The sequence below is a fragment of the Exiguobacterium sp. USCH10 genome, from assembly GCF_037619445.1.
Lineage (GTDB): Bacteria > Bacillota > Bacilli > Exiguobacteriales > Exiguobacteriaceae > Exiguobacterium > Exiguobacterium aestuarii_A.
Window position 1 is genome coordinate 38,543 of record NZ_JAQPZO010000001.1, and the last position, 26,665, is coordinate 65,207.

General features: G+C 46.0%; 26 protein-coding genes and 1 pseudogene. 3 read left to right on the forward strand and 24 right to left on the reverse strand.

Features of this window, described 5'->3' with window-relative positions; all coding sequences use genetic code 11:
- Positions 1–106: 106 nt before the first annotated feature.
- From PQI28_RS00210 to PQI28_RS00245, 8 genes and pseudogenes are all read right to left on the reverse strand, one after another.
- Positions 107–979: a diacylglycerol/lipid kinase family protein gene (locus PQI28_RS00210; RefSeq protein WP_339962307.1), complete on the reverse strand. Its 873-nt coding sequence runs from the start codon at positions 977–979 to the stop codon at positions 107–109.
- A complete protein-coding gene (locus PQI28_RS00215; protein WP_214783590.1) occupies positions 976–2,481 on the reverse strand; it encodes an ABC transporter permease/substrate-binding protein in 1,506 nt (501 codons plus the stop codon). Before PQI28_RS00215 ends, PQI28_RS00210 begins: the two co-directional genes overlap by 4 nt.
- A gap of 10 nt (positions 2,482–2,491) precedes the next feature.
- Positions 2,492–3,208 (reverse strand): annotated as a pseudogene (locus tag PQI28_RS00220) (ABC transporter ATP-binding protein); the annotation flags it as partial.
- Positions 3,209–3,314: 106 nt separating this feature from the next.
- On the reverse strand, positions 3,315–4,040 hold the full coding sequence (locus PQI28_RS00225) for a 3D domain-containing protein (protein ID WP_285800655.1): 726 nt from the start codon (positions 4,038–4,040) through the stop codon (positions 3,315–3,317).
- A 238-nt stretch (positions 4,041–4,278) separates the two neighbouring features.
- Positions 4,279–4,731, reverse strand: coding sequence for a GDYXXLXY domain-containing protein (locus tag PQI28_RS00230; protein WP_214783593.1), 453 nt, complete (start codon positions 4,729–4,731; stop codon positions 4,279–4,281).
- Positions 4,728–5,912 carry a DUF2157 domain-containing protein gene (locus tag PQI28_RS00235; protein WP_224862730.1) on the reverse strand — a complete coding sequence of 395 codons (1,185 nt, stop codon included), beginning with the start codon at positions 5,910–5,912 and terminating at the stop codon, positions 4,728–4,730. Before PQI28_RS00235 ends, PQI28_RS00230 begins: the two co-directional genes overlap by 4 nt.
- A 17-nt stretch (positions 5,913–5,929) precedes the next feature.
- Entirely contained in the window at positions 5,930–6,130 is a 201-nt protein-coding gene (locus PQI28_RS00240; RefSeq protein ID WP_012726121.1) for a DUF2187 family protein, read from the reverse strand.
- A gap of 40 nt (positions 6,131–6,170) precedes the next feature.
- The gene (locus PQI28_RS00245; protein ID WP_224860765.1) at positions 6,171–6,794 is read right to left on the reverse strand and encodes an NUDIX hydrolase; all 624 of its coding nucleotides are present in this window, start codon (positions 6,792–6,794) and stop codon (positions 6,171–6,173) included.
- Between the two features lie 112 nt (positions 6,795–6,906).
- Here PQI28_RS00245 and PQI28_RS00250 point away from each other — a divergent pair, with 112 nt between their 5' ends.
- Positions 6,907–8,445, forward strand: coding sequence for an FAD-dependent monooxygenase (locus tag PQI28_RS00250; protein WP_224860762.1), 1,539 nt, complete (start codon positions 6,907–6,909; stop codon positions 8,443–8,445).
- Between the two features lie 50 nt (positions 8,446–8,495).
- Here PQI28_RS00250 and PQI28_RS00255 read toward each other — a convergent pair whose 3' ends face one another.
- The gene (locus tag PQI28_RS00255; RefSeq protein ID WP_214691944.1) at positions 8,496–8,747 is read right to left on the reverse strand and encodes a hypothetical protein; all 252 of its coding nucleotides are present in this window, start codon (positions 8,745–8,747) and stop codon (positions 8,496–8,498) included.
- Positions 8,748–8,842: 95 nt separating this feature from the next.
- On the opposite strand from PQI28_RS00255, the gene PQI28_RS00260 reads away from it, so the two are divergent.
- Complete coding sequence (locus tag PQI28_RS00260) at positions 8,843–9,130, forward strand: hypothetical protein (protein ID WP_214691937.1); 288 nt, start codon at positions 8,843–8,845, stop codon at positions 9,128–9,130.
- 33 nt (positions 9,131–9,163) lie between these two features.
- On the opposite strand, the gene PQI28_RS00265 is transcribed toward PQI28_RS00260, so the two are convergent.
- From PQI28_RS00265 to recU, 8 genes are all read right to left on the reverse strand, one after another.
- Positions 9,164–9,739, reverse strand: coding sequence for an NERD domain-containing protein (locus tag PQI28_RS00265; RefSeq protein ID WP_214783608.1), 576 nt, complete (start codon positions 9,737–9,739; stop codon positions 9,164–9,166).
- 19 nt (positions 9,740–9,758) lie between these two features.
- Entirely contained in the window at positions 9,759–10,055 is a 297-nt protein-coding gene (gene gpsB / locus PQI28_RS00270; RefSeq protein WP_214691933.1) for a cell division regulator GpsB, read from the reverse strand.
- A gap of 4 nt (positions 10,056–10,059) precedes the next feature.
- Positions 10,060–10,605 (reverse strand): DUF1273 domain-containing protein, encoded by a 546-nt coding sequence (locus PQI28_RS00275; RefSeq protein WP_214691931.1) that lies wholly within the window; start codon positions 10,603–10,605, stop codon positions 10,060–10,062.
- On the reverse strand, positions 10,602–11,765 hold the full coding sequence (locus PQI28_RS00280; protein WP_339962308.1) for a ribonuclease H-like domain-containing protein: 1,164 nt from the start codon (positions 11,763–11,765) through the stop codon (positions 10,602–10,604). The genes PQI28_RS00275 and PQI28_RS00280 overlap by 4 nt, the downstream gene beginning before the upstream one ends.
- Positions 11,762–14,011, reverse strand: coding sequence for a DEAD/DEAH box helicase (locus PQI28_RS00285; protein WP_339962309.1), 2,250 nt, complete (start codon positions 14,009–14,011; stop codon positions 11,762–11,764). The genes PQI28_RS00280 and PQI28_RS00285 overlap by 4 nt, the downstream gene beginning before the upstream one ends.
- Positions 14,012–14,027: 16 nt before the next feature.
- Positions 14,028–14,588, reverse strand: a complete 561-nt coding sequence (locus PQI28_RS00290; protein ID WP_214691926.1) for a hypothetical protein — start codon at positions 14,586–14,588, stop codon at positions 14,028–14,030.
- 80 nt (positions 14,589–14,668) lie between these two features.
- Entirely contained in the window at positions 14,669–17,305 is a 2,637-nt protein-coding gene (locus tag PQI28_RS00295) for a transglycosylase domain-containing protein (protein ID WP_214783616.1), read from the reverse strand.
- A gap of 20 nt (positions 17,306–17,325) precedes the next feature.
- Positions 17,326–17,952, reverse strand: a complete 627-nt coding sequence (recU, locus tag PQI28_RS00300) for a Holliday junction resolvase RecU (protein WP_214783619.1) — start codon at positions 17,950–17,952, stop codon at positions 17,326–17,328.
- A 357-nt stretch (positions 17,953–18,309) separates the two neighbouring features.
- On the opposite strand from recU, the gene PQI28_RS00305 reads away from it, so the two are divergent.
- Positions 18,310–19,161, forward strand: coding sequence for a DUF3800 domain-containing protein (locus tag PQI28_RS00305; RefSeq protein ID WP_198930015.1), 852 nt, complete (start codon positions 18,310–18,312; stop codon positions 19,159–19,161).
- A gap of 38 nt (positions 19,162–19,199) precedes the next feature.
- Here PQI28_RS00305 and nth read toward each other — a convergent pair whose 3' ends face one another.
- From nth to dinG, 7 genes are all read right to left on the reverse strand, one after another.
- Complete coding sequence (nth, locus tag PQI28_RS00310; protein ID WP_214691920.1) at positions 19,200–19,859, reverse strand: endonuclease III; 660 nt, start codon at positions 19,857–19,859, stop codon at positions 19,200–19,202.
- Positions 19,859–20,443 (reverse strand): DnaD domain-containing protein, encoded by a 585-nt coding sequence (locus PQI28_RS00315; protein WP_074034606.1) that lies wholly within the window; start codon positions 20,441–20,443, stop codon positions 19,859–19,861. The genes nth and PQI28_RS00315 overlap by 1 nt, the downstream gene beginning before the upstream one ends.
- Positions 20,444–20,505: 62 nt before the next feature.
- Positions 20,506–21,807, reverse strand: a complete 1,302-nt coding sequence (asnS, locus tag PQI28_RS00320; RefSeq protein ID WP_074034607.1) for an asparagine--tRNA ligase — start codon at positions 21,805–21,807, stop codon at positions 20,506–20,508.
- Between the two features lie 20 nt (positions 21,808–21,827).
- Positions 21,828–23,015, reverse strand: coding sequence for a pyridoxal phosphate-dependent aminotransferase (locus PQI28_RS00325; protein ID WP_214783628.1), 1,188 nt, complete (start codon positions 23,013–23,015; stop codon positions 21,828–21,830).
- 20 nt (positions 23,016–23,035) lie between these two features.
- The gene (locus PQI28_RS00330) at positions 23,036–23,521 is read right to left on the reverse strand and encodes a hypothetical protein (protein ID WP_214783631.1); all 486 of its coding nucleotides are present in this window, start codon (positions 23,519–23,521) and stop codon (positions 23,036–23,038) included.
- Positions 23,518–23,703: a YpmA family protein gene (locus PQI28_RS00335; protein ID WP_015881492.1), complete on the reverse strand. Its 186-nt coding sequence runs from the start codon at positions 23,701–23,703 to the stop codon at positions 23,518–23,520. The genes PQI28_RS00330 and PQI28_RS00335 overlap by 4 nt, the downstream gene beginning before the upstream one ends.
- Positions 23,704–23,766: 63 nt before the next feature.
- Positions 23,767–26,577 carry an ATP-dependent DNA helicase DinG gene (dinG, locus tag PQI28_RS00340; RefSeq protein WP_214691912.1) on the reverse strand — a complete coding sequence of 937 codons (2,811 nt, stop codon included), beginning with the start codon at positions 26,575–26,577 and terminating at the stop codon, positions 23,767–23,769.
- Between the last annotated feature and the right edge of the window lie 88 nt (positions 26,578–26,665).

The following is a 26,665-nucleotide window of genomic DNA, read 5'->3' on the forward strand; positions in this document are numbered from 1 at the left end:
TGTTTTTCATTTCATTTTCATAATAATAGTGAAATACTAACACGGTTCAAGGGTCAGGACAACATAAAAACAGAGAAAAGTCTGAATACTTTTCTCTGTTGATGCTTTATGGCGTTAAAAACATGAGAGCCTGCTCTCGAATCTGGATTGCTAAGTGATCTGTTTCAAAATGTTCACCGTCGATATCGATGACTTGTGGCTCATTCAACTCAACTTCGACATATGAAGTTTGAAAGTGATTCCACTCCTCTGATTTTTGATCGAGACCGAGCTGTTGGGCTAACAATTGTCGAATCATCGGAAATCCAATAGACGAACTGTGAACGACTTCTAACATGCCATCCGAAAACGATTGCGTCTCCAATTTCGTCGGTACGGTTCCGAGATAACTCCCGTTCCCTACATATAAGAAGCTGACGTCTCCTTCGTAAAGAAGTTCATCTCCTCGACGTAACCGAATCTGAAATGGGTCTGCTTCACGAAATTGGCGGATAGTTGCAAGAAAGTAGCCGATTGAACCTAAAGATTCTTTCTCGCCCGGGTCGATTTGACGTGACGTATCTGCAATCAATCCGACTCCAACGAAATTGAGGGCATACATCTCATCTACTTGAATCACGTCCACATGTTGCTCATGGTTCGATTTGATGATGCTCGCGGCTTGTGTTGGTTGAATAGGAAGTTCGAGCGCTCGTGCGAAGTCGTTACACGTCCCTGCAGGAATGATTCCTACTGTCGGTCGCTCCTCAAGCTCTAACGTCATCAACCCATTGACTACTTCATTGAGTGTACCGTCTCCCCCGATGACAATCAGATGGTCGAACGATCCACTTTCTTTTGCAAATCGAAGTGCGTCCCCGATTTCTTGTGTCTTCTTGATGATGATTTCTTCATAGAGCGATTCAATCGTTCCGATGACTTCCCCGAGCATCGTTTCGCTCGTACCAGACTTCGGATTCGAAATAATCAATGCTCTCATAATAACCCTTCCTGTTCTAAGAAGTCTTTCGCTACATCATAGGCGCGTTCATTTCCGTACGCGACACGACGGTTCAATTCAGACATTTGTTCGTCTGTGATTTTACCTGCGAGCTGATTGAGTGCATCTTCAATTTCTGGATACTCTTCAAGCGTCTCTTCTTTCAAGAGCGGTGCCCCTTGGTATGGCGGGAAGAACTGTCGATCGTCTTCTAGAACGACAAGGTCGTTCTCGGCGATATCAGGATCCGTTGCATAAGCGTCTACTAAATTGACATCTCCTCGTGAAATGGCACGATAGCGTAATTTTTGCTCCATCGAGACGACGGATGGGAAATCAAGACCATACTCGTTTTGAAGTCCTGGATATCCGTCTTCACGGTCGGTAAATTCAAGTGTGAATCCGGCTTGTATATCAGACTGAACGTTTCGTAAATCTGAAATGGCGGAAATGCCTTCTGCCTCTGCATAGTCACGTGGGATTGCGAGTGCGTACGTATTGTTAAACTGCATCGGTTCGAGCATGACGTACCCGTCTTCAGCAAGCGCCTCTCTAGCTTGTTCATATACTTCACGGGCATCGTTTGATTCGGGTGTTTCCTTGACGAGACTCGCGAGTGCCGTTCCGGTGAATTCTGGATAAATGTCAACATCACCAGATTGGAGGGCGCCCCATACAAATGTCGTCTCCCCAAAGTTCGGCTTCACCGATACAGTCAAATCTGTTTCTTCTTCAATCAACAACTTATACATATTCATAAGAATTTCTGGCTCTGGACCGAGTTTCCCAGCTACGACAAGGTCTGTCTCTTGCGAGCGACCAAATGCGAGCGGTGTGATGATGATGAGGGCGAGTACGGTAGAGACGGCAATCAATTTCGTCTTATTACGTGTCGCTGTCGCACCTTCCATCTGACGTAACAAGAAGTCAAACAGGAGGGCTAAAATGGCAGCTGGGATGGCACCCAATAGAATTAAGTAATTGTCATTTCGGTTAATCCCGAGCAAGATCAGCGTACCGAGTCCGCCTGCACCGACGAGAGCGGCAAGTGTCGCCGTACCGACGATGAGGACCATCGCTGTACGGATACCTGCCATGATAACAGGTAAGGCGAGCGGAAGTTCGACTTTCATCAAACTTTGATTCGGTTTCATCCCACAAGCTCGAGCTGCTTCAAGTAACGATTTGTCCACTTCATTCAAACCAGTGAATGTGTTTCGTAAAATCGGTAGGAGCGCATATAAAACAAGCGCAATGATGGCAGGTAATGCCCCAATCCCGACGAGCGGAATCATCAATCCAAGCAAGGCAAGCGAAGGAATCGTTTGAATAATCGCAGTGACGCCAATGGCGGTTTCAGCGATCTTCTTACGGCGCGTCAGCCAAATCCCTAATGGTACGGCAATTAAGACGGCAATCAATAGCGATACGACAGAGAGCTGTAAGTGCTCAATCAGTGCCTCGACAAGCTGTCCTTGTCTATTTTGGAACGTCTCAAGCATCCAGCTCACCTCTTCCACGTTGTGTAAATTCTAAGACGAACGGGTCTTCACTCGCCAAGATTTCTTCTGGTGTTCCGACTAGCATGAGTTCTCCATCACGCATTAACGCAATACGATCCCCGAGCTTCATCGCTTCTTGCATGTCGTGTGTGACAAAAAGAATCGTCTTACCGAGTTCGTCATTTAGTCGTTTGATGTCATCTTGCAATTGGCCACGGCTTATCGGGTCAAGTGCAGAGAACGGTTCATCCATAAGGATGACGTCCGGGTCTGCCGCTAAGGCGCGCAATACACCCACACGTTGCTGTTGACCCCCAGACAGTTCCGAAGGCTTCTTCGAACGTAGTTTTGGATCGAGACCGGCAATTTTCATCAATTCCGTTACCCTTTCTTTTGTTCGTTCTTTTTTCCATTTCAATAGTTCAGGTACGACAGAAATGTTTTCTTCCACTGTCAAATGGGGGAATAAAGCAATTTGTTGGAGCACGTAACCGATGTTACGACGCAATTCGAAAATATTGAACTGGTAGATTTCTTTTCCATCGATTAGAATTTTACCATCCGTATGATCAATTAAACGATTCACCATTTTCATTGTTGTAGTCTTTCCACAACCGGAAGGTCCGATCAATACAAAGATTTCTCCCTTTTCTACTGTTAAGCTTAATTCTTTGACGGCTAACGTCCCGTCCTCATAACGTTTTGATACATCACGAAACTCAATCAACCTGATCCCTCCTCGACTATTTCCAAAATGGAAATTCAAATAGTATTTTGCCCTATTTTCTGCTTTGTTAAACAAAAAAAGGCTCTCCTTCCGGAGAACCTCATCATTAATAAAGCGTAACTTGAATATGTCGACGCCCCCACTGGATGGCATCCTGTTTTGAATCGACGAGTAAATCGACGATATGTCCTTTGATTCTGCCGCCTGTATCAAGGGCAATCGCGTCACCGACACCTTGAATATGGACTTTAGAACCTAATGGAATAATGGCCGGATCGACGGCGATAATTCGCATTCCATTATAATAGATTGAATCTGTGACATCATGGCCGGTTGCTGTTAAGACACGACCGCCATAAGCTTTGTTGTCAGCCACATCATTTGAGTATGCTGTCGATTCGACTGTAATGACTTTTTTATTCGGCGACGTAGACACCGGTGTTGCCGTGGTCTTCTTGCTCGAAGAAGCCGCTGCTTGTTGTGCTGCCGCACGTTCTGCTTCTTTACGCGCTTCTTCCGCTTTACGCTCTGCTTCGAGTTTAGCAAGTCTTGCTTTCTCTGCTTCCGCTTCTGCTTTCGCTTTTTCAGCAGCGAGACGTTCTGCTTCTAAACGTTTCTCTTCAGCGATGCGTTTTTCTTCAGCAATTTTCTTTTGACGAGCGATTTCTTTTTGTCGTTCTTCTTCGATCGCTTGTCGTTCAAGTTCAAGAGGATTTTGGACGATCTTCTGTTCTGTCCCGATTCCGATCTGAGCAGCATCTGCTTGATCGACGAATGTGAACATCCCCATCATCGCGGTTCCAAATAGAATCATATATTTAATGAATTTCATCGTAGTAAGGTCATCACCTTTCTCGTTATGTAACGAACAGATGTTAATTTACCACGACCCGTCACATTCGAGTAGCCATTTCAACGAAGTGAAACATTCCTGACATATGACTTCAAAAGTGGTTACAGATTGTAACAATTGCAAAAAACGTTGCTATTACTAGGTTTCACAAAAAAATTACAGATTCGTTACAATAAGTCTTGTAACAAACCTGTAATCTCCCTGTCATGCGGTTTACTTATTCAATTGGCTTTAAATCATGCAATCTGAGCATCCCCCACGGTGCAACATCAACTTCCACTGTGAACGATTTTTCACCCTCGACCCTATCCACTTCATCTAGAGGGACACGATACGATCCCATTTCTTCTATATAAAGGTTACGGTCATAATAGTTCGCGCGTACTCCTCCGAAAAACGGTTTTGACTCCACTCGGTCGATGACAGCAAAACCATCTTCCCCTTGTTCAAACGAGACGTAAACGGTTCCCGTCTCCACATTATGACGGCCTTCGAATTCATCGTACTCCAGATAAATCGAGTCCCCAAAGTACGGATCATACGGTTCGAACGAGGTACCCTTGAACGTGTATGTCTCCCCCACCCACGAGATGGCGTAAACAAGGATGACAAACAAAATCGCAATCATGACTTGGACGGCAGGAATGATCCACGTTGACAACCGTTTCATGTCGTCACATCCCTTCTCGTACGATTACGCCACCATAATCCGAGTGACAACGCAAAGACGATCAGTGCACCAATCAAGAAGAAGAGAGATATATCGAGACGGTCCCAAACGTAAATGAAATAAATCGTCATTTGGACGACTAAGAAATAGATGAAGGCAAAGATGGTTCGTTGTCTCGTCATGTCTTGACGAACGAGATAAGCCAATGCAATCACTTCAATTAATACCGCCAAAAGAACACCAGAGTCCTCGAACAACGCGAACGGGATGACTGCGAGCAAACTTACCCACATCAAATCGCTCCGACGATGAATCAAGTAGACGGCAACGAGCGCAATGGATAAAAGCGTAGCCTCTATAATCGAAGGCGGTCTTTGAGAGAGCCAGCTTTCCGTGACGTTCACCAAATAACCGATGGATAGAATGGCTGCGACGAACAAATATACAGCTTGCCATGCAGCTTGTTTTCGATAAATGAGAAGCAGCACATGTAGAATAACAAGAGACCAAAGTGGCCATAGTCTACCTTCATAGTCGACATATTGTCCAAAAATGTTGAGAATGCCATAAAAGGTAAGCCAAGCGAACGTTCGGTCTAACGATTCTTCCACAAAATGGAACCATACCCATGTCACGATGAGTGCAAATCCGATCAACGTCAATCCGAGACTTTCGAAACTGTTCGTAACGGCCATAAATGCGGCGATAGCGGAGATCACCGAAAAGATGATGTGCTCATATATGATTCGGTGAAGGACTGCCATTGTGAACAAAATCCAAAATAGAAACGTCAACTGCCCCGAAAGGTTATACGTAGTAAAGATGACCGCCATGGTCGCTACAAAAAAGACGAATCCTAGTACTCGCAATAATGTCACGTACCTTGGGGTTTTCAATCGGACCCGTTCGGCAAACACATAAAATCCAACCATAAAAATGAGAAATAATCCAATCTTCAAAAGGTCGGGAATCGCCTGCCAATTGGCTGCGACGAAGCTGAATAGACTGAGTGCCAGTAAAATCGATCCGACAATGACTAAAACAGGCGGCTTGTGATCATGTTGCCCACTAGCCGCCCGTTGTTTATGTTCATAGTCGACTAGTCTTTTACCGGTCGCTTCATCTAACAAACCCGCCTCTTGCCATTCACGTACTTTTTTGTCAATGGACACCTGAATCATCCCTTTCGGAAAAAAGGTCAGCTGGCGCGTTCAATCAATTCTAATTCTGATTTTAGTAAAACTTGTTTCTCAAACTCGAGTCCGAGCTGTTGGAACTCTTCCATAATCGATACGTCTCCGATTACAGTATTGGTCAGTACGGCGGTCACTTCTGCGACCCATCCTTCACGAGTCGACTTCACGATATCACCTACGAGGAATTCTTCAGACACACCCATTCACTTCCAATCTAAATTTGTTTCTATCATTATAACGAAATTATGTCGGTTTGAATACGTTTTCTTTTATGCGTTGAATAAATTGTGTCAAAAATTTTCCAGTAAGTCCCCAAATGATATAGTCCTCATGTTCATAAAAAGGTTCTCTCATTTTAATTACCCGTTTTTTGTACGCTTTAGCATTCGCCAATCGGTCTAACGGAATATTTTGATCTGGGTTCATCGTCCACTCCATCTCCCCATGAAACGGGTCAATCATGAGCAAGGTGGATACCGGTACCGTAAACAAATGATCGACCTCATCTGTCTCTTTTACGGTCGGCAACTCCGCCAACATGCCCACAAAGGGATAAATCAATTGTCGATGGGGCGTGGCGAGCGGCCTCAATTTACCGATGACTTCGATTTGACTGGAGTCAAGCTCGAGCTCCTCACACGTTTCTCGAACCGCTGCTTCGACAGGCGTCTCCCCTTTTTCAAGTCGTCCACCGGGAAATGAAATCTCCCCAGGCTGCTGCCGCATCGTGTGGGCACGTACTTCAAAGACGACGTGCCATTCTTTTTCTATTTCAACGAGCGGTATCAAAACCGCTGCCGTCTGTTCATAATCCTCTTCCATTGTAAAGCTATCTCGAATTTGCTTTTCTTTGATCCATGGCTGCACACCGTTCACTCACCTTCCGTCATCGAATATCCTATACCGTTCTATACCCCACTTTTCGTTTAATCGCTGCCAATGTCGGAAATATCATTATTAATGATAGGAGTTGATCACTTTGGACGAACAAGTGGATGTACTAATCGTTGGAGCCGGACCGACCGGCCTAACACTCGGCCTCACCTTAGCCAGATATGGCGTATCATTTCAAATCATCGATCGAAAAACGACCCCGTCGGATAATTCTCGAGCCATCGGAATCCAACCGCGTACAATCGAAGTGTTTTCTCGTTTGGATGTTGCACAAGAAGTGCTCGAACGGGCACGGACGATTGAGCGAGGGAATCTCTACTTCTCAGGTCAATGGACGGCAAAGCTCGAGTTCTCAAAACTTGTCACCCCTTATCCGTTCGTGACACTACTTCGTCAAAATGAAACAGAAGAAATTCTAGAACAGGCCTTAAAAAAACATGGTCACTCGGTGAAGCGTGGAGAATCACTCTCTTCCATTACTCAATATCCATCGCGTACAATCGCTCATTTGACTGCTGAAGGCGGAACTCATCGTTCGGTCGAAGCGAAGTATGTCGTTGCTGCTGATGGCGCCAATAGTTCGATTCGTAGAATGCTCGCCCTCCCATTCAGTGGAAAGTCGTTCAAAGAGGCGTGGGTATTGGCAGATTTGAAAGCCGATTGGCCGATTTCTCGCGAAGAGGTTCACATTTTCTTCTCGGACCAAGGGGTGCTCGAAGTATTTCCACTCACGGATGAAACAATTCGAATCACAGGAAACCTACGGACCGATGAGTCGTTTGTCGAATCAGACCTCCAACAATTCGTGGAGCAACGTAGTCATATGCCCGTTCACATACACAATGTCGAATGGTTCTCGCTCTTTCGGGTTCATAACCGGATGGTCGATACGTTCATCCATAATCGCGTCATTCTAATGGGTGATGCCGCCCATATCAATTCACCGGTCGGGGGGCAAGGAATGAATACCGGGATTGCGGATGCATTCAACTTGGGCTGGAAACTATGGCTCCATTTGAAGACAGGGGCACCGCATCAAGTCGTCTCGACGTATCGGAATGAGCGTGAACATGTTGCCAGAAATGTACTACAGACGACAAATGTCGCGACTGTGATGCTTCAGACGACGTTACCGATGCTATTACCGTTTCAAGCGATTGGGGCAGATGTCTTCACTCGCGTCAATCTCGTCAATCAAAAAATCACGGAACGGATCTCTCAACTTCATCTATCCTATCCAAAAACGTTACGCATGCCGTTTCGCCGCGTCGCAGAAGGGAAGATATTCCCAGAGACGGAAATTTTACGAACAGATGATGGATTCCGGACGAAGATTTCAGAGATTGCCGACGGTCGCTTCCAAGTACTCGTTTTCGACGATGGCAAACGTGATTTGACGTCAATCTATGAGTACTTAAATCAGCATCATCCGTTCATTCAGACCATCACCTTGTCGAAGACGAGTCGTCCATTTTTCGACCAAGGGAATGAACTCGCCAAGTCCCTGTTTATGAAACGTGGTATTTTAGTCATTCGTCCGGACGGTTATTTATTGCACAAGCAACATCACGTCCGTCTAAAACCGCTGCAAGAGAAGTTGGCCGTCTGGCTTCCATCATCTTAAAAGTTTATAAATGGAGAGCCTCACCGAATTGGTGAAGCTCTCCATGTCATTTACTCTTCAACATTTACATACAGAATACCTGGTTTTGAGAGCGTCAAGTCATAGAATGCTTCGAACGCTTCGATATCTTCTAGCTTGCGAAAGTCAATCTTGTCCGTCTCCTCATTTGGGATGGCAACGATAATCCCTTCCTCTGTCGACTTGATCATGCCCGTTTGTCCGTTGTGAATGCGAATATAGAGAACTTGTTGATCTTCAAGAAGTGAGATAGCCTCTCGTCTTGATTGAATCGGTTTTTTCATATAATCCCCTCTTTTCCATTTTAGTATAACGTTCAGTTCGTATTGCTTTCAACTCGCCACCCTATTAAACTTGTGTAAAGAAGGGGTTGAATGCGTTGGAAACATTATTCATCATTGTACTTGCCATCTTGTTCGTCATTTTAGTGACGATTCGGACGATTCGGAACTTAAAATGGATTCGCTTCGGTGAAGCGTTTGGGAAACAAGGGGAAGAACTTCTAGGTGACTATCATTACCTGACAGAACAGGGAATCACCTGTCGCATCGAGCAAGGACTTCCGACCGGAAAGTTATTAAAGCCGCTCGCGAAAAACTTAGACGACCGTGTCGCACTATTCGTTCATCGAGATGATGCGGCAAAGGCAAGAGAACTCTTGAAATAAGAAGAAGGCCAAATACAATATTTGGCCTTCTTCTTATTTATGTACTTGTCGTTCAGAGCAATAGTAGGCAATTTGTTTAACGAGCGGTTCTGTCAACGTCTCAAGATTTGTTTTGCTGATGACCTGATTGACGAATGCGAAAGAATCCCCACAATTGGCCTTGACCCGCTTAAGCTTCAACTGTTCCGTCTCCGGGAAAATCAAGAATGAATAGACAGGAATCGCTTGCCCACACTCCTTTTTCAACCGTGTCCGTACTTGTTTCGTCATTCGCTCTAGCTCTGTGAGAGGATGTGGGTAGATATGCTTCCATCCCATAGATGTTTCCGTTCGACACTCGCGGTTCGTCAAATGGACAGGGGCTGGAGTTCGATTTAATTGAATCAAGAATACACCTTTCGGTCCGACGAGCACGTAATGAACGAGATCCTCGCCAAATTCGACTTGTTCAATCATCATCCAATCAAATCGACAGGTGTGCCTGATGTTTTCGACGAGACGATCTGTATAGCTTGTCGGTGCTTTCATCACTTCTTCTTTCGTTCGAAACAGCTTTCTTGATTGTTGTTTAACGGGTTGTTTTTCCGTAGCCGTTAACACTTGCAACATTCACTCCACCCCCTATTCCTTATTCGCTTGGCCCCACTTGCTTTCCGAAGACTGCTTTTTCAAGATTTGAAATACGACGCAACATATCATAGTTCGACGCAACGGGTTGCGCTGGTTTTGTAGGTTCTGCCACTGGTGCCGATTCGCGACGCAATGAATCATTTTCTTTCTGAAGCCGTTCGATTTCTTTCGCCATCTTTTCATAATCGCGGATGACGACATCTAAAAATTGATCGACTTCTTCTTGCGAGTAGCCCCGTAATGCCGTTTTAAATTCTTGTTTATAAATTGCCTCTGCCGTTAATTCGGTTTGCATTGTATCACTCCCATTGTTGTTCCCATTGTTTTTCTTCCTCAATGACACGTAAATCTTCCTGTGTGATGAGAAAGACCTCCATATTCGGCTTTCGCCGAGCCCCTTCGACTAGAAAACGGGGACTTCCCTCCGTTTCTTCGTCATACAAGGTAATCAATCCTTCTGCTTTATCTAAAAAGAATGCAGTTTTTGCGCGTAATTGACTCGGATCCTCATATGGACGTTGCGTCAACGGTTCAAAGAAATCTGCTTCGAGTTGAAGTTGAACAAACAATTCTTGTTCGAACGGTTTATAGCGTTCGTCCATATTTAAGAACGGAGGAAATACCGCAATTTTAATCGGATATGTTTCTCTTAACTCTAACAATACTTGTCCGGCCCATAATTCACAACCGTTCGTTCCACTAAAGATGAACCATTCAGCACCTAATTCAATGACTTCCAGGATTTTTTTTCGGTAAGCTTCTTGAATGATGTCGATCCCCGGATGGTCCGCTTTGAAAATTCCAAGTTCATGGGGACGATATCCTGTGACGGCTACAACTTTCATAATCGCTTCCTTTCTAGACGGGCAAGCCGATGTTCGAGCTCGGCCTTCTCGCGATTAACGGTTTGACGCAAAACGGTGCGCTTTTGCTCGAGCAGTTCGATCGCACGTTCCGTGTAATCAATCGCAAGTGCGACGTCCTTCTGCTTATGCTCTGCGTACTTGGCGAGCTCCACGTACCCTTCAATCGTATGCAACGATTCAAAGAGCGGGATTGCTTGCTCCATACGACCTGTTCGTTTCAATAAGAGCGCTTGCCGCATGACCGCTCGCTTCGAAGGGTCAGATAGCTGTTCGAATTCTTTAAGCGCCTGCTCCTGCTCCCCTAGGTCATGCAACCAATGCGCACGCTCTTCTCCGAAATCGGTCTCAGGAGTCATGACGAGTTGACTGAGTCGCGTGTAAAGAGAGACGAGGCTCAAACAATCCGCATGATGGTGCTCAAGGACCGGCATGAGAATCTCAGGGTTGCGCTCTTTGACGTACTGAAAATAATGCATCGGAGCTAAAAATCCAGGTAGATCGTCCGTCCGTCCGTGACCGAAATACGTTTCGACCGCTTTGAGCGACACCGATTCTAACCTCGGTTTCAACAATCGTCTTGCCGCATGCAATAGATCGACATGACCGACAGAAGGCAATGCTTTTACCCGTGATTTAACAAACGTATGTCTCGTTTTGATTTGTGGCCAGTCAAAAGACTTTCCATTATAGGTGACGAACCGTACCTCATCCCCGATGTCCTGTAGAAAATGATAGTAAAAAGCAGTCTCAAAGGCAGGATGAGGCAAGACATACTGAATCATTTCAAGCTGTTCCGCACGAATCCGTGCAAACCCGATCAAGAAAATCGACGTCCCGGACCCACGTAATCCGGTCGTCTCTGTATCCATAAACAAGACTTGATCCGGTTTTAAGTCGACCGCGAAAAACGGATGTTCCGTTTTCTGCATCATTCGTCTGGCGTCTCCGAACGCATAGTCGTGATAAATCTCATCAAGCGGATAGGTGTTTCGGATTCGTACACACCATTCTCCTTCGAACGTTAAAATTTCCCCACCTTGTTCAGTCCATTTCTGTTGTTCCACTTCATCAGGTGAGGTAACGCGCGGGCGTTCGACAGGTTCTTTCGTTTTAATCAATCTTGATAATTTTGCTTTCATAACAATCCTTTCAAAGCTTGTAACTGACGGATGACTTGATGCTTGAAGTCTCCATATCCAATCATACCGACACAGCGAGGGCATCCACTCTCACAAGGACAATCCGATACCGTCCGCTCTGCTGCCTCGAGCACCATGTCTGCATCTTTATAGAGCGCCTCACTGAGACCGATGCCACCAGGATAACGGTCATATAAATAAACGGTCGGTTTATTCGTATGAGTCGACTTCATTTGAATGGTTGTAAATAAATCGAGCGTATCACACATAAGGTAGAGCGGGGCAAGCCGTCTGAATAAGTCACTGACCGCTTCGAGTTGATCTTCAAGATCTGCCTCCGAATAAGCAAAACGTTCATCTAATGTGAACCATGTCGCCGTCGTATGCAGTTCTCGCTCCGGAAGATGAATCGGCCCTGACCCGATATTCTCATGCGTCCCAAATTTGATTTTTTTGAAGAGCGTGGCCATCGCAATGACCGACACTTCACCAAACGTTTTTGCACCATCCGTTTTGTTCTCTTCGAGCACTTTTAGTTCTACTGCCAGATTCGCATCCGTATAGTAGTCGACATCGACACGACGGACGAACGCCTTCTTCTCTTCAAAGTCTAATTTTTCGACCTGATACTGTTCAGCTCCGTGTAAATAAATTGCTTCATCGTGTAACAAAGTCATCGCGCTGAACGTATCCATTTCACCGATCACTTGATGCTTCGCAGTTTGGTCGACGATGACGACATTCTCTTGGTCGCTCGTGCGAAGGGAGATATCGTGTGCCGGGAATGAATCGGTCATCCAATAGTATTTATTCGCTCGTTCGTGTAGCACTTGTGCGTCTGTTAGGAAATCTAAAATATCCTCTGTGTCGACCGTTCCGAAACGCTCTCCTTTTTGAAACGGTAGTTCAAATGCGGCACACTTCATGTGGTCGACTAAAATGATCAAGTTGTTCGGGTCAAGACGAGCCGCTTCCGGCGAACGGTCTAAAATCATGTCAGGCTGTTCGACGACGAGTTGATCAAGTGATGAAGACGATGCGACAAATACGACGAGTGATTCAGAATGACGACGACCTGCACGACCCGCCTGTTGCCAGAGTGAGGCGACGGTTCCAGGATAGCCATTGAGGACACATGCTTGCAATTGACCGATATCCACACCGAGTTCTAACGCGTTCGTCGATACGACTGCTTTGATTTCGCCATTTCGTAAGCGCCGTTCAATCTCACGTCGTTCAGACGGAAGATAACCTCCTCGATAACCGACGATTGACTTTGGTCCGAGTTCTCGTCGTGTCAGTTCTTGTAAATACGTCAGAAGCACCTCGACTCGGACACGTGAACGTGCGAAGACGATGGTCTGGATGTTCGCTTCCACGAGCTTCGATGCGATTCGTTTCGTCTCAAGCGTTGCACTTCTCCGGATTCCGAGCGCCTCATTGACGACAGGAGGATTGTAGAAGACGAGGTGTTTCTTCCCTTGTGGCGCCCCGTTCCGGTCAATCAACACGACTTCTTCTTCCGTCAATAACTCGGCGAGTTCTCGCGGGTTGGCAATCGTCGCAGAAGTCATAATCCATTTTGGGTGACTCCCATAATAGGCACAAATTCGTTTCAAGCGACGAAATACGTTGGCCACGTGACTGCCAAACACGCCACGATACGTGTGCAGCTCATCGACGACGATGTATTCTAAGTTTTCAAATAGACGAATCCATTTCGTATGGTGCGGTAAAATACCGGAATGTAACATATCCGGATTGGTGATGACGATATTCCCCGCATCCCTGACTTTCGTTCGGGCAGCGGGAGACGTATCCCCATCATACGTGAAGCATCGTAAATTCCCTTCAAGTGCCTCGACCATCTCCATCAAGTCACTATTTTGGTCCTGGGCGAGCGCTTTTGTCGGGTATAGATAAAGTGCACGTGCTGTCGGTTTTTCAATCATTTTTGAAAGTACCGGCAAGTTATAGCACAATGTTTTCCCTGATGCGGTAGGGGTCACAATGACGGTCGAATGACCGGCAGCTGTTTGTTTCACAGCCTCAGCTTGGTGCGTATACAGTTGCTCAATTCCCCGATTTTTCAACACGTTCGTCAACTGTTCCGGTACTTGCTCTGGGATGGGTACATATTGTGCCGGACGTGCATCGACTGTATGCCAGTGACGAACGTTTTTGGCAAAGCTCGGGTCTTCTTTTAATTCTTGAATCATCTCTTCGACGGAGCGTGATTTTCGCATCAGTTCACCTTCTTTTTTATGAGTTCGAAGGTGCAAGTTCGACTACGGTTTGTCGGATCGATTGAATCCGTTCATCTCGTATCATTCTCGATACAGCGGGCATTTTTAAAATGGTCATGTGTTGAAACGTATCAGCCACATGTGCATTCTCTTCTTCGAGGCGGATGAGCGCGTCTGAAAATAGACGTTGTGTCGATCGACCGAATAAGACAATGGTATGTAGCTTCGTACATTTCGAATGAACCGCTAATAGATGTTTGGCGTAGCGTTGCACCGTTTTATAATAATCTTCGTCTGTCGATAACTGTTGACGGTTGCCACGAAGTAAGTCCGGATAGTAGGATTCTTCACCCGTGAACATCGTTTCGACTCCGATTCGTTTTAAGTAAGAATGTCCAATCGCTTCAGCGACGGTTTGATCTTGGATGAGACGTCCGAGTGGAATCGACTCTTTTAATAACAGATGGGAAAGCTTTAATCCGAGATGTCCACTGAGCGGTACGCCGAAATCGTCGTCTTGCAGTCGATCCATAACAAATAACACTTTCATCTTTCGCTTTAAAGAGAGTTGAACCATGTGTCACCATCCTGTTCCCTTTCTTTTCATTATAACAAAGTCATACGAAAAACAGGGCGCACAATGTCGCCCTGCCTTCCTTAGTTATTTCCGTTATTCGAATTGCCGTTCCCACGTTCCGTGGCTGGCGATTCATTATTCGATTGACCTTCTAGCGGAGCACCTGGATCTTCTCCATCCGTCGGTTGGTCTGTTCCTTCATCCGTACCTTCATCGGTCGCTGGCTCATCAGGATTTTGTTCCTCAGTGGTATCTTCATCGTTTTCGTTGCCGTTTCCGTTACCATTGTTACTATTGTTCCCGTTACCGTTGTTCTCGTCCGATGGGTTGTCTTCGTTATTCTCTTCGTCAGAAGGACTTTCTTCTTCCTCATCCTTCGGTTCTTCTTTTGGTTCAATGGAGTAACTTGCTTGTGCTGGGGCAGATTGCTGTTCACCCGTCAATGGGTTTGTCGCCTTGGCGACGATGGTGAACGTTGTGTCCCCTTCAGCCAAGTTCGAAATATCAATACTCGTCTCTCCCGTCGTACCGACGACTTGTTCACCGCCTTCGGCTGACTGTTGCGTCACGGTGAATGAGATGTCTGAGTAACCATCTGCTTGTGCGCCATCAAAATCGTATGACCATGAGACAGAACCGGCTTGTGAACTTTCGTCATAATTGACGCTTGCACCCGTTGGAGCAGTCAATTTCTCAGGTTGAAGGTCTTTTGGCTTCGTCCCTTTGACATAAAGTTCATTCCCGAGTGATAAGACAGAGTCTGGACGTTGGAAGCGATCTGGTTGACCTGAAATCTTTGTCGCTTCCTGCATCATATATTCAAAGAAATATTGTGCATGGTCAGGATCGAATTGATCAGATGTGGCTTCACTCGATTTTCCCGTCCAAACCGAAATAGAATAATCTGTCGAATATCCTGTGAACCATTTATCTTTTGGAATGACATTTCCATTTTCATCTTTTTCATTTGTCGTACCCGTTTTACCAGCTACATCCCATGGGAATGCACCCGGTACATATGTTCCACCTTCAGCGCTCACTACGTCACGGAGCATATCGGTTAACATATAAGCTGTATAGTCTTCCATCGCCTGTTTCGCTTTGACTGGCGAGTTAATACTTGAACCATCGTTAAATTCAATTTTTTGAATCAAGTGAGGTTTCGTATACATACCATTTGCACCAAGTGCTGCGTAAGCTGCAGCCATCTGCGTCGTACTTGCCTCAGCCGTACCAAGAGCATTCGATTCATTTAATTGATCGCCAGAATATGAAGGTTCGATCCCAACATTTTTGACGAACGATTCAATCGCTTCTTGTCCATACTCATCCCGCACTTCTTGGAAAGCACGAACTGCTGGCGTGTTCGCTGAAATCTTCAAATATTGACGCATCGTGTTTGGTCCACGGAAGCCTGAATAATAGTTACTTGGACTATATGTGCCATCTAATTCAGCGTCAAGTAACACTTTACCAGTCGACCATTGTCCGTTCTCAATCCCTGGACCGTAGTCGAAGAGTGGCTTCGCCGTTGACCCAATTTGATACTTCTCGTTTGAATAGTCACGGTACGTCGTATCACCTTGTTTTTCCTGATGACTATCAACAATCGCCACAATTTCACCCGTCTTCGTATTCAGTACGGTCGCACCCATTCTTAATTCCTCTGGGTAACCGTTAGTTTGAAGATTGACATTGTTTGACTTAATATCGCTATTGATTTTCGTGTGCAATTCTTTGTTGATTGACGTATATACTTTTAGACCTGTTCCGTAGATGTCTGACTGTTCAAGTCCGAAGTCATCTTCTAGCTCTTTAAGCACTCGTGAATAAATCGCACGTGTGAACGCCTCTTCTTCCGTCTCTTCACCAGGTGAGATGACGTCTGCGATGGCAACATCAAGCGCTTCGTTATACTGTTCTTCCGAAATGTGGCCGTCTCGCTTCATCGCAGACAAGACTTGTTCTTGGCGATAACGCGTTAACTCTTGGTCACCATTGATTGGATCGTATGCACTTGGACGTTGCGGAAGACCTGCAAGGATTGCCGCTTCTTGATAGTTGACCTCAGAGACTGGCTTGTTGAAATAGCGTTTCGATGCGGTTTGTACACCGTATCCACCACTACCATAGTAGTTTTTATTTAAATACATCTCTAGAATCTGTTCTTTCGTATACTCACGTTCAAGTTTGAGCGCGAGCCACTGCTCTTGAAGCTTACGCTTCAACTTCTTGTCTGTTGAAAGAAACGACTGTTTCACCAACTGTTGCGTGATGGTTGATCCACCTTCTGCACCGAAACCGTCAGTCAAGTTGGCCACGACTGCGCCACCGATCCGACGTAAGTCGATTCCGTTGTGCTCATAGAAACGACGGTCCTCAATCGAGACGACCGCTTGTTGCATCACTTCTGAAATATCGTCAATGGAGACGTATTCTCGAATTTGACCGGCTCCTTCGAGCGGTTCACCTTCAGCAGAGATTAGCTGAATCGGATACGTATCGACGAGTTTTTCTTCGTCAAGCTCTGGTGCCGTTGCAATCGCATATACGGTATATGCCCCGAACGCGATGACTGCTGCAATAAATAATAAGAAACCTAATAAAAAGATGCGTTTCCACATCGGTTTTTTACTTTTCGTCTTTGGTTGTTTCCCAGTTTTTTTGCGTTTATTCGTCGTCGAATCTTGTCGACGTGCGACCCTACTTCGCTCCATTCATGGTTCACTCCTTCTATTCAATCGAGCCATTGATCGAGCACCGCCAAATAGTCAATCGACGGCAAGGCTCTCGTCGGAACTTCAATCGCTTCCTCTTCGATAAAACGAAGTGGAATTGACTTGCGTCCCGTCAATCGTTGTTCCCACCACTGAACAAGTTGTTCCGTGGTCAATACATATTGCGTATTATAGCGACTAAAGCGGATGATGACAAAACAAATCCCTCCATGGCGTTCGCACTCGCGCATGTGTTCAATCTGGTGCTCGTGAAAGTTGCCGAGCGGAAACGACGTCTTGTTATTCGTTTCTTTCGCTTCAAAGTCAATGTACTTGCCGCGATACACCCCATTATAGTCAGTCGTAGATGCCTGTTTGAAATAGGCTTCCGTCACCTTGGCTGCACTTCGCTTTGGGTAATCGACTTTGACGATTTGTAGCGGTGTCGGTTTCTTATGAATGACGGCTCGTTGATGAATTCGATAAAATTCATTCGTTTCATTCAACAATGTCTCCAAATTCATTCCGCGATTCGCATAGGTTGGAGAATTCGAGGGTTGTTTCGAAATTCCTTCCTCCTTTGGTGTCTTTGTCACTTTTGCTTTTTTACCGTTTGGATAATGGAACAATGTCGTCACCCCATACATACATATTAACAGGTCGGTCCACTCGTTCCTTCCGTCTCAGGTCTGATTGTCGACTTCTGTCGGTCGACACTTGTGTGGATTTACCGCAACACATATCGTACCAAACTCCCGTATGTTAAACTAGTATGTAAGCGATTGTGTATCCAAATTGAAAAGCTCTCGTCACGTAAGACTTGATTGTTTTTCTATGATAATAGCACCTCTTCTGTTTAACCAAGATTGTACATCGATAAACCTAATTGATGTCATTCTTAAAAAAAGTGTGCCATACCTGTGCAATTGATTGACCGAATCATCATTCGGAAATAAAATAGAATGCTTAAAGCCGTTACTGTTAAGCCGTTTTGGAGGGATTGGATGGAAAGTGGAAAGAAGTATGTCATGTTCGTCGACGAAACAGGTACACCGAAAGGAAACACGCAGTTCAATTTGACTGGTGTTCTAATGGAGTACAAATATTCAATCGATGCGGATGAGACTGGAATGCCATGTGAATTGAAGCGACGTCTTCACGCGTTCAAGCGAGATGTTTTTAAAACCGAGCAAATCCCGCTTCATTTAAAAGAAATTTTAAAAGCCGAGCATCCTTATGGGAAAGAAGATGGCATCACGATCGACATGTTGCGTGATTTTTGGGACAAGCTACCTGATTTTTTGCGAGGAATCGATTGTACAATCGTCAGTGTTGAAGTCGATAAACAAAAACTACATGACTTTTATTCGACGCCAAAAGATCCGTATGTAGTCGCCTTCGCCCACTTGATGAAGTCGTTCTATGCGTTCTTAGAGGAAACAGAGGCGGTCAGTGCACGCGTCGTCCTCGAATCTCGAGATGATTACCAGAACTTACTCATTCAAAAAGCATTTTTTGATATTTTCAACTCGGGCACGGTCCATCTCGATGTCGAAAAGAGTCGTCAAAAAATTAAAGGGTTCATCTTCTCTGAGAAACAGAACACGATGTATCAATCCGGTTTAGAAATCGCTGACCTCGTCTGTCTCCCACTTTCACGTGTCCGTCGAGGTGTGATCGAGGTAAAACCACGGTTCGTCCATTATGGGGACGAGAACCGAATCTTTAAAGCAATCAAGGACAAAATTTACATTCGTAAAGAAAGTCCAGACCAAGATTTCCGCAACTGGGGCTTCAAAAAGGTACCCATCACGAAAAAGCGTCGTGAGTGGAGCGACCATCCTTGGAATCATTAACACAAAAATGCATCGACACACATGTGCCGATGCATTTTTTATGTCGTGACTTTCGCGGATTTCATTCGTTTCTTTCCTTCCCGACACATATGAAGAAGCGGGCACGTCTCACAGGCAGGTCTCTGGGCTTTACAATGATAGCGTCCGAAGAAAATAAATTGATGATGGAGTTGTGACCACTCCTCGCGTGGGAACTTCTTCATCAACGTATCCTCGACTTGACGGACGTTATCTTTCCAGCGGCAAATGCCAAGACGCTTCGACACCCGCTCGACGTGGGTATCGACCGCAAAGGCCGGTTCATGGAACGCGACCGACAGGACTACGTTGGCCGTTTTACGACCGACACCTGGAAGGGCCTCAAGTGATGCCCGGTCCGACGGCACGATGCCGCCATGCTCGTTCACGATTTTTTCAGAGAGTGCCTTCACGTTCTTCGCTTTGTTCCGATACAATCCAATGCGTTTGATCAACGCCTCAATCTCTGAAACGTCTGCCGCAGCCATCGCTTCGACTGTCGGAAACGCTTCAAATAAGCCCGGTGTCACCTTGTTGACGAGGGCATCCGTCGCCTGGGCGGAGAGGGCCACGGCGACCACTAATTCGAATGGGTTTTGATGCGTCAGTTCGCAATGTGCATCCGGGAACATTTGCCTCATCGTATCAGACACTTCTTGTAACTGGACTTTCGTCAACATCATTTATTCCTCCGTTGATATTCCACGACATCCTCAAGCGTCTCGACTTGATGGTCCTGCCAGACGCGTAAGATTTTATCCATGTATTTGAAGTTTCGAACATTCCGAAGTTTCGCTTCGCGTAACGCGGCCATAATTAGTTCTTCGCTGAAATTATCTTCCGTCATCCACCCGACGATTTGTTCAATTTCAAACGGAGTGATTGTGCCAAATTCTCGTTCGAACGTATGGATAATATTTTCATTCAGCGTCTGTTGCGGTGCGATTTTTTCTTCTCCTTGTAACGCCTCAAATAACGGTAATAGACTATATCGCTCGCTATTCCCTGACGCGTCAATGGCAATCAATTCTTTTTGCAACAAGCCGAGTAACACAGAACGCGCCTCATTCTCAGAGACGTTCAACCGTTTTCCTAATTCGCTTGGGAGTGGCATGACGATGCCTTCTCCAGTCATTTCAAGAAGATGGACGATGAGACTGAATTCGACAGGCGATAAGTCGAGTCGTCTAGCGTCAGTGAACAGTTTGCGCGGAATAACGACCGGACTTTGCTCGAATAATTGAATCAATTGATGTGCATCCATGTCGCACTTCCTTTCTAAGACACATCAATCGGGGAGGACATGACGTCTTCCCCGATTAATCGTTAAGGGTGGATTCGGTTTAATAAACGTGGGAATGGAATGGCTTCACGGATATGCTCGATTCCACTGATCCATGCAACCGTACGCTCAAGTCCGAGTCCAAAACCAGAGTGCGGGACCGAACCGTATTGACGAAGTTCGAGATACCAGTCGTATGCATCCGTTTCATCAAGACCTTCTTTAATGATCTCTTCTTTCAAACGATCGTAATCGTCTTCACGTTGTGATCCCCCGATGATTTCTCCATATCCTTCTGGTGCAATCAAGTCTGCACAAAGAACGAGCTCAGGATTCTCAGGGTCCACTTTCATGTAGAACGGTTTGATTTCTTTTGGCCAGTGCGTGATGAAGACTGGCTGGTCGTGTGCGTTAGCAATCGCCGTCTCATGCGGTGCACCGAAATCGTCGCCGTATTCGATATCGTCGAATCCTTCTGATTTCAAGAATTTGATTGCATCTTCATAACGGACACGTGGGAAAGGTGCTTTCACTTGTGCCAACTTCTCAAGGTCACGTCCAAGGAATTCAAGTTCATCCTTACAGTTCTCAAGCGCGGATTGTGCGATGTATGAGACGTATTGCTCTTGAATCTCAAGGTTCATGTCGTGATCGAAGAATGCCATCTCTGGCTCAATCATCCAGAACTCAATCAAGTGACGACGTGTTTTTGATTTCTCTGCACGGAAAGTCGGTCCGAACGAGAAGACTTTACCGAGTGCCATTGCAGCGGCTTCCATATACAATTGGCCCGTCTGTGAGAGGTAAGCGGATTGACCGAAGTAATCTGTCTCAAACAACTCTGTCGTGCCTTCTGGTGCACTGCTCGTAAGGATTGGTGGATCGATTTTGACGAATCCTTCTTTATTAAAGAATTCATACGTCGCACGAATGATTTCGTTACGCACTTTCATGATTGCGTGTTGGCGACGTGAACGGAGCCATAAGTGACGGTTATCCATCAAGAATTCCGTTCCATGTTCTTTCGGTGTGATTGGGTAATCCACTGACTCTGCAATCACTTCTACATCTGTCACTTCTAATTCAAATCCGAGTGGCGTACGTCCACCATCCGACTTGACGTTACCTGTCACCCAGACAGAAGTCTCTTGTGTCACACCTTTAGCAAGAGTGAACAATTCTTCAGAGACGTCAGCCTTCACGACGACTGCTTGTGCAAATCCGCTACCGTCACGTAGTTGAAGGAAGGCAATCTTCCCGCTAGAACGTTTGTTGGCAATCCAAGCTCCGACGCGGACCGTCTGTCCTTCGTAGTCTTTAAATTGGTTAATCGAAATTGTTGTCATGTTCATTTCCATCCTTTCGCTTATCGAGCGCGCTTCGTAATGAAGTCTTCTACTCGATCGAGCGCTTCTAATACGCGTTTTAATTCTGTTGCATATGATAATCGTACGTAGTCTTCCTGTCCAAAACCAGAACCTGGAACAAGTGCCACGTTTGCCTCTTCAAGTACTGCCTCGCACCAAGCATCGACTGTGTCGTATCCACTCTCAGTCGCGGCAACTTTCGCATTGGCATATAAGTAAAATGCACCTTGTGGCTTCAAGCAAGTGATTCCTGGAATTTGTTCGAGACGGTTGTAAACGATGTCGAGTCGCTCTTCGAATGACTGACGCATCATCTCTACATCATCCTGTGGTCCATTGTATGCCTCAACCGCTGCCGCCTGAGCGACAGATGTCGGGTTTGATGTGGAGTGAGACGCTAAGTTTGTCATCGCGCTGATGATTGTCGCATCACCAACGGCATATCCGATACGCCACCCTGTCATCGCATGAGATTTTGAGACACCGTTGATGATGATCGTACGTTCACGCATATTCGGTAATGTCGCAATCGATACGAATGTTGCGTCACCGTAAATCAACTTCTCATAAATTTCATCGCTCACGACGAGAAGATTATGTCGAAGAACGACATCAGCGAGTGCCTGTAACTCTTCTTTCGTGTAAATCATTCCTGTCGGGTTTGAAGGACTGTTCAATATGACTGCCTTCGTACGATCTGTAATTGCACGTTCGAGCAGTTCAGGTGTCAATTTGAAGGATGTGTCTTCATTTGTATCGACATATACAGGTTCACCGTCAGCGAGTTTGATTTGTTCTGGATAACTGACCCAGTAAGGTGTCGGGACGATGACTTCGTCACCTTCATCTAAAATCGCTTGGAACAATGCGTAAAGCGCATGCTTTGCACCCGAAGCGACCATGACTTCATTCCGCTCAAACGTCAGCTGGCTGTCCCGTTTCGTTTTTTCAATGATGGCGTCCTTCAACGCGACCGTTCCGCCCGAAGGTGTATATTTCGTATCGCCATCACGAGCCGCTTGGCAAGCAGCATCGATGATTCGTTCCGGTGTATTGAAATCAGGCTCACCTGCGCCGAGTCCAATGACATCTTTGCCCGAAGCCTTGAGCGCCTTTGCTTTAGCTGTAATCGCTAATGTTGTCGACGGCGTGAGTTGTTTCACTCGTTTCGCTAATAGATGTTCCATCATTATCCCCCTCTAATTCGTCACATTTGATCGGTCAATTGGACGCGTCGAATAAACTCTCCAGTCTGTAACGTGTAATACGAATACGTATAAGATGCGTCTGCCTTTGTGACCACTTCGACGAGCGCTCTCTCGTCGAATCCGTACTTACAACTGATGAGTTGTCCGCCTGTATCTTGGACAGAACGAGCGCAGACGTCATTCGCATTCACTTCACCAATTTCACGTTGTTCAATTTCGAACTCGTCATCGAGTGGAACGAACCAAATCGAGTCTCCGTCCTCTTCCTGAAAAACGACGTATGCCTCTGTCCCATTGAACAGCTCTCCTTGTCCCACTTGAACGTCTGGCGATTCCTCGTTCAATCGAATCAAGGCTTCCTCGATGAGTTGTTCCTTTTGATTTTCTGTGTGTCCAATCGTGAATCGATACATCACGCTAAAGACAAGGACGACACCGAGCAGTGCCGCCAGTAACGAGACGATCCATTTTGTTTTTCTGGTCATTCTGTACGATAGATGGTGAAGACCATCTCTTCCTTCTTCGGATCATTCACTTTCTTTTCAAGCGAAAGGCCGAACATCAAATCTTGACTTTTTAACGTCCGATTCAATAAATCGACAATCTTATAAACGTCCGCCGTCGGTTCGATGCGCACACTCGCAAGCGTCTCAATATTCGAATTCATGTTGACTCCTCCTCCAAAACCTATACGTATCATTATAAAACGATAACATCATGATGCCTAGCGTTATCTATCATTTCTTGTCACAGAGTTTTCCTTTTCATCTAAGAACAATTCTAACTCGGATAAGGATGTCTCTAGCGTCCCTTCAATCCGGTCCACCTTCGGTAAGCTATTGATGAATTGTTTCCCGTAACGAGTCGTCTCGACACGGCGATCGAACACAAAAATCGCACCATAATCCGATTTCGATCGAATCAATCGACCGACACCTTGTTTGAAACGAATGACTGCTTGAGGAAGCGAAAGCTCGAAGAATGGGGATTTCCCCATCGATTCAATTTTTTCCGAACGGGCTTGCATGATTGGTTGATCAGGCGGCGCGAACGGAAGACGTACGATGACGAGGCACGTCAACGCCTCACCTGGAATATCGACACCTTCCCAAAAGCTGGCCGTCCCGAATAAAATCGACTGTTCCATCCGCTTGAACTGTTTCGTCAATCGGCTTCGCGATCCCCCACTGACCCCTTGAGCAAGTAGCGTATAAGAAGGGTCGAGATGATCTTTTACTTGTTCGTAAGTGAGACGTAACAATTCATTCGAGGTGAAGAGGACGAGCATTCGCCCTTTTGTCACGTTTGCAATTTGAACAATCGATTGAGCGGTCTGATCAACGAACTGAGGAAGCGGCACATCATTGATCAACGGGAAGTCTGACGGAACAAACAGTTTTGCCTGTTCCTTAAAGTTGAACGGTGAAGGCAATACGACTCGTCTGACCGGTTCTCCTTCAAGTCCGAGTCGTCGCTCCATAAAACTAAACTTGCCCGAGACCGTCATCGTCGCTGACGTCAAAATCGTCGGTCTCTTCTTAAATAATCGTTCGTGCAGCAACGGACCGATTTCAACCGGTTGCGTGTAGACCGATGTCAACTTACGGTTGCCTAAATTCAACTCGACCCAACTGACCGCATCATCATTACGTGTCAGCATCGTCTCATAAATGACACTTTCGAGCTCACGGACGTCGCTAATCAATGTTTTCAAATCACTCAAAAGTGCGCGTTGTTTGAACGTCATGTGCTCTTTACGCTCATCGAGCAGTCGATGGAGATGTCTGAGTGACGTCCGTAGTGTACGTAACTTGTCCTCTAATCGATTCGCCACTTCACGAATCGGCCTGAATGATGCGCCTTCTCGCTCGAATCGAACGGTTTGCCGGGGTTCTTTTTTCTTTCCTAGCGACTGTAGTGCCGTCAAGAGGTCTTCGAGCTCTTCTTCGACCCGTGCGAGCGCAGAATCAATCTGTTGACTGAACGCCTCTGCCTCTTCTGTCACAGACGTCAAATCGGCTAGCTGAATGATCCGAGAATGAAACTTCCCGTCCGCACCGTATCCGAACCATTTGAACAACCGATCAAATTGGATGGCGTCAAACGTCACACCGAAATGGTGAGAGGCCACTTCTTCGACTTGATGTGCCTCGTCTAAGACGAGTGGAGTATCGGTCGGTAAGATGCCTGCCTGATGCTGTAAATCAGAGAATAAGAGCGCGTGATTCGTGACAATCAAATCTGCTTCTTTCGAACGGAGGACTGCTTTTGTGAAAAAGTCTCGGCTATACCAAGGGTCGAACCGTCCGAATTCACTTGAAGCATCAGCTTGAATCAACCGTTTAAAAGAAGCCGGACCTTGCGTCGCAGATCCTGGGAATGAGAGTTCCTCTAAATCCCCTGTCTCAGTCTCGGTTAACCAGACGAGTACCATCGCCTTACACATCGAAACCAACAATCCATCATTCGACTCATCGAGTACCATCTCGAATTTACGTAAATCAATATAGTTCCGTCTTCCTTTTAACAAGGTGAATTCAATTTCCGGAAAGATTTGTCGAAGTACCGGCAAATCCCGGTTCAGGAGCTGTTCCTGTAATTGAATCGTATGCGTACTGATGACGACAGGGCGCTTCGTCTCAAGTGCATGATGGGCACTCGGGATTAAGTACGCCAACGTCTTCCCGGTTCCCGTCCCCGCTTCGACTAACAACGTTTCTTCGTCGTCTAACGCTTTATAGACGTGACGCATCATTTCAAATTGACTTTGTCTCGGCTCAAATTGATCAAAAATTGACGGGAGCGTTTCTTCGATTGTGCGAAGGAGAAACGGTTCAAATGGCTCTCGTTCTTCTGCCGGAACGAACGTATCGCTTGGACGGTGTAACGCAATCTTTCGATGAATATCAAAACGCGTTTCGTCGTCTGGTCGAATCCCAACCTCGAGGATGATTTCATCGAGCAACGGCTCGACGTGACTCGTCCACGACTCAGACAAGTCGCGAAGTCGTTTCAATGTCACGACAGGTAAATCGCGCAAGCGCTCGAGCATTCGGATAAAAAGCTCGGCCGTTGCTTCCGCATCACTAAGTGCGCGGTGTGCGTCTGTATGTACAAGGTCGAATGTCTCAGATAACGCTTCTAGGGCATGACTCTCAAGTGTCGGGTAGAGGATGCGAGCGAGTTCAACCGTATCAATGGCCCTCCCCTGAAACGAAAGATAGCCCGCTTGTTCAAGGCTCTCGTTTAAAAAAGTTAAATCAAATGCGACGTTATGCGCGACAAATACCCGTCCATCTAGCATTTTCCAAATGTCGGGAATCACTTCTTCAAATGTTGGTGCATCACTTACGTCATCATCGCTAATCGTTGTTAATTGCGTAATAAAAGGTGGGATTGGTCGACCCGGTCGAATCAAGGTGCTGTAGCGCTCGATCACTTCACCATCTTGTACAACGACCGCCGCAAACTCAATCAGTTCATCACCGGACTTTACGGAATGACCCGTTGTCTCTATATCCACAATCACATACGTGTCCATAACATCCATCCCATCTTAGGCACGCTCGTGCTTTCTGTCTGTCTCATCTTACCATAGAACGAACGACGAAAAAACGGGGATGCCTTTG

What these genes read in the sequence shown, in the direction of transcription:
- PQI28_RS00225 (WP_285800655.1), bottom strand. Translation starts at nt 4,040, where the DNA reads ATGAAATTCATTAAATATATGATTCTATTTGGAACCGCGATGATGGGG.
- nth (WP_214691920.1), bottom strand. Translation starts at nt 19,859, where the DNA reads ATGTTGACGAAAGTCCAGTTACAAGAAGTGTCTGATACGATGAGGCAA.
- PQI28_RS00235 (WP_224862730.1), bottom strand. Translation starts at nt 5,912, where the DNA reads ATGATTCAGGTGTCCATTGACAAAAAAGTACGTGAATGGCAAGAGGCG.
- PQI28_RS00315 (WP_074034606.1), bottom strand. Translation starts at nt 20,443, where the DNA reads ATGGATGCACATCAATTGATTCAATTATTCGAGCAAAGTCCGGTCGTT.
- PQI28_RS00305 (WP_198930015.1), top strand. Translation starts at nt 18,310, where the DNA reads ATGGAAAGTGGAAAGAAGTATGTCATGTTCGTCGACGAAACAGGTACA.
- PQI28_RS00335 (WP_015881492.1), bottom strand. Translation starts at nt 23,703, where the DNA reads ATGAATTCGAATATTGAGACGCTTGCGAGTGTGCGCATCGAACCGACG.
- PQI28_RS00215 (WP_214783590.1), bottom strand. Translation starts at nt 2,481, where the DNA reads ATGCTTGAGACGTTCCAAAATAGACAAGGACAGCTTGTCGAGGCACTG.
- PQI28_RS00285 (WP_339962309.1), bottom strand. Translation starts at nt 14,011, where the DNA reads ATGCGAAAATCACGCTCCGTCGAAGAGATGATTCAAGAATTAAAAGAA.
- PQI28_RS00295 (WP_214783616.1), bottom strand. Translation starts at nt 17,305, where the DNA reads ATGGAGCGAAGTAGGGTCGCACGTCGACAAGATTCGACGACGAATAAA.
- PQI28_RS00330 (WP_214783631.1), bottom strand. Translation starts at nt 23,521, where the DNA reads ATGACCAGAAAAACAAAATGGATCGTCTCGTTACTGGCGGCACTGCTC.
- asnS (WP_074034607.1), bottom strand. Translation starts at nt 21,807, where the DNA reads ATGACAACAATTTCGATTAACCAATTTAAAGACTACGAAGGACAGACG.
- PQI28_RS00210 (WP_339962307.1), bottom strand. Translation starts at nt 979, where the DNA reads ATGAGAGCATTGATTATTTCGAATCCGAAGTCTGGTACGAGCGAAACG.
- PQI28_RS00230 (WP_214783593.1), bottom strand. Translation starts at nt 4,731, where the DNA reads ATGAAACGGTTGTCAACGTGGATCATTCCTGCCGTCCAAGTCATGATT.
- PQI28_RS00290 (WP_214691926.1), bottom strand. Translation starts at nt 14,588, where the DNA reads ATGGTTCAACTCTCTTTAAAGCGAAAGATGAAAGTGTTATTTGTTATG.
- recU (WP_214783619.1), bottom strand. Translation starts at nt 17,952, where the DNA reads ATGTATGGGGTGACGACATTGTTCCATTATCCAAACGGTAAAAAAGCA.
- PQI28_RS00240 (WP_012726121.1), bottom strand. Translation starts at nt 6,130, where the DNA reads ATGGGTGTGTCTGAAGAATTCCTCGTAGGTGATATCGTGAAGTCGACT.
- dinG (WP_214691912.1), bottom strand. Translation starts at nt 26,577, where the DNA reads ATGGACACGTATGTGATTGTGGATATAGAGACAACGGGTCATTCCGTA.
- PQI28_RS00265 (WP_214783608.1), bottom strand. Translation starts at nt 9,739, where the DNA reads ATGTTGCAAGTGTTAACGGCTACGGAAAAACAACCCGTTAAACAACAA.
- PQI28_RS00275 (WP_214691931.1), bottom strand. Translation starts at nt 10,605, where the DNA reads ATGAAAGTTGTAGCCGTCACAGGATATCGTCCCCATGAACTTGGAATT.
- PQI28_RS00255 (WP_214691944.1), bottom strand. Translation starts at nt 8,747, where the DNA reads ATGAAAAAACCGATTCAATCAAGACGAGAGGCTATCTCACTTCTTGAA.
- gpsB (WP_214691933.1), bottom strand. Translation starts at nt 10,055, where the DNA reads ATGCAAACCGAATTAACGGCAGAGGCAATTTATAAACAAGAATTTAAA.
- PQI28_RS00325 (WP_214783628.1), bottom strand. Translation starts at nt 23,015, where the DNA reads ATGGAACATCTATTAGCGAAACGAGTGAAACAACTCACGCCGTCGACA.
- PQI28_RS00280 (WP_339962308.1), bottom strand. Translation starts at nt 11,765, where the DNA reads ATGAAAGCAAAATTATCAAGATTGATTAAAACGAAAGAACCTGTCGAA.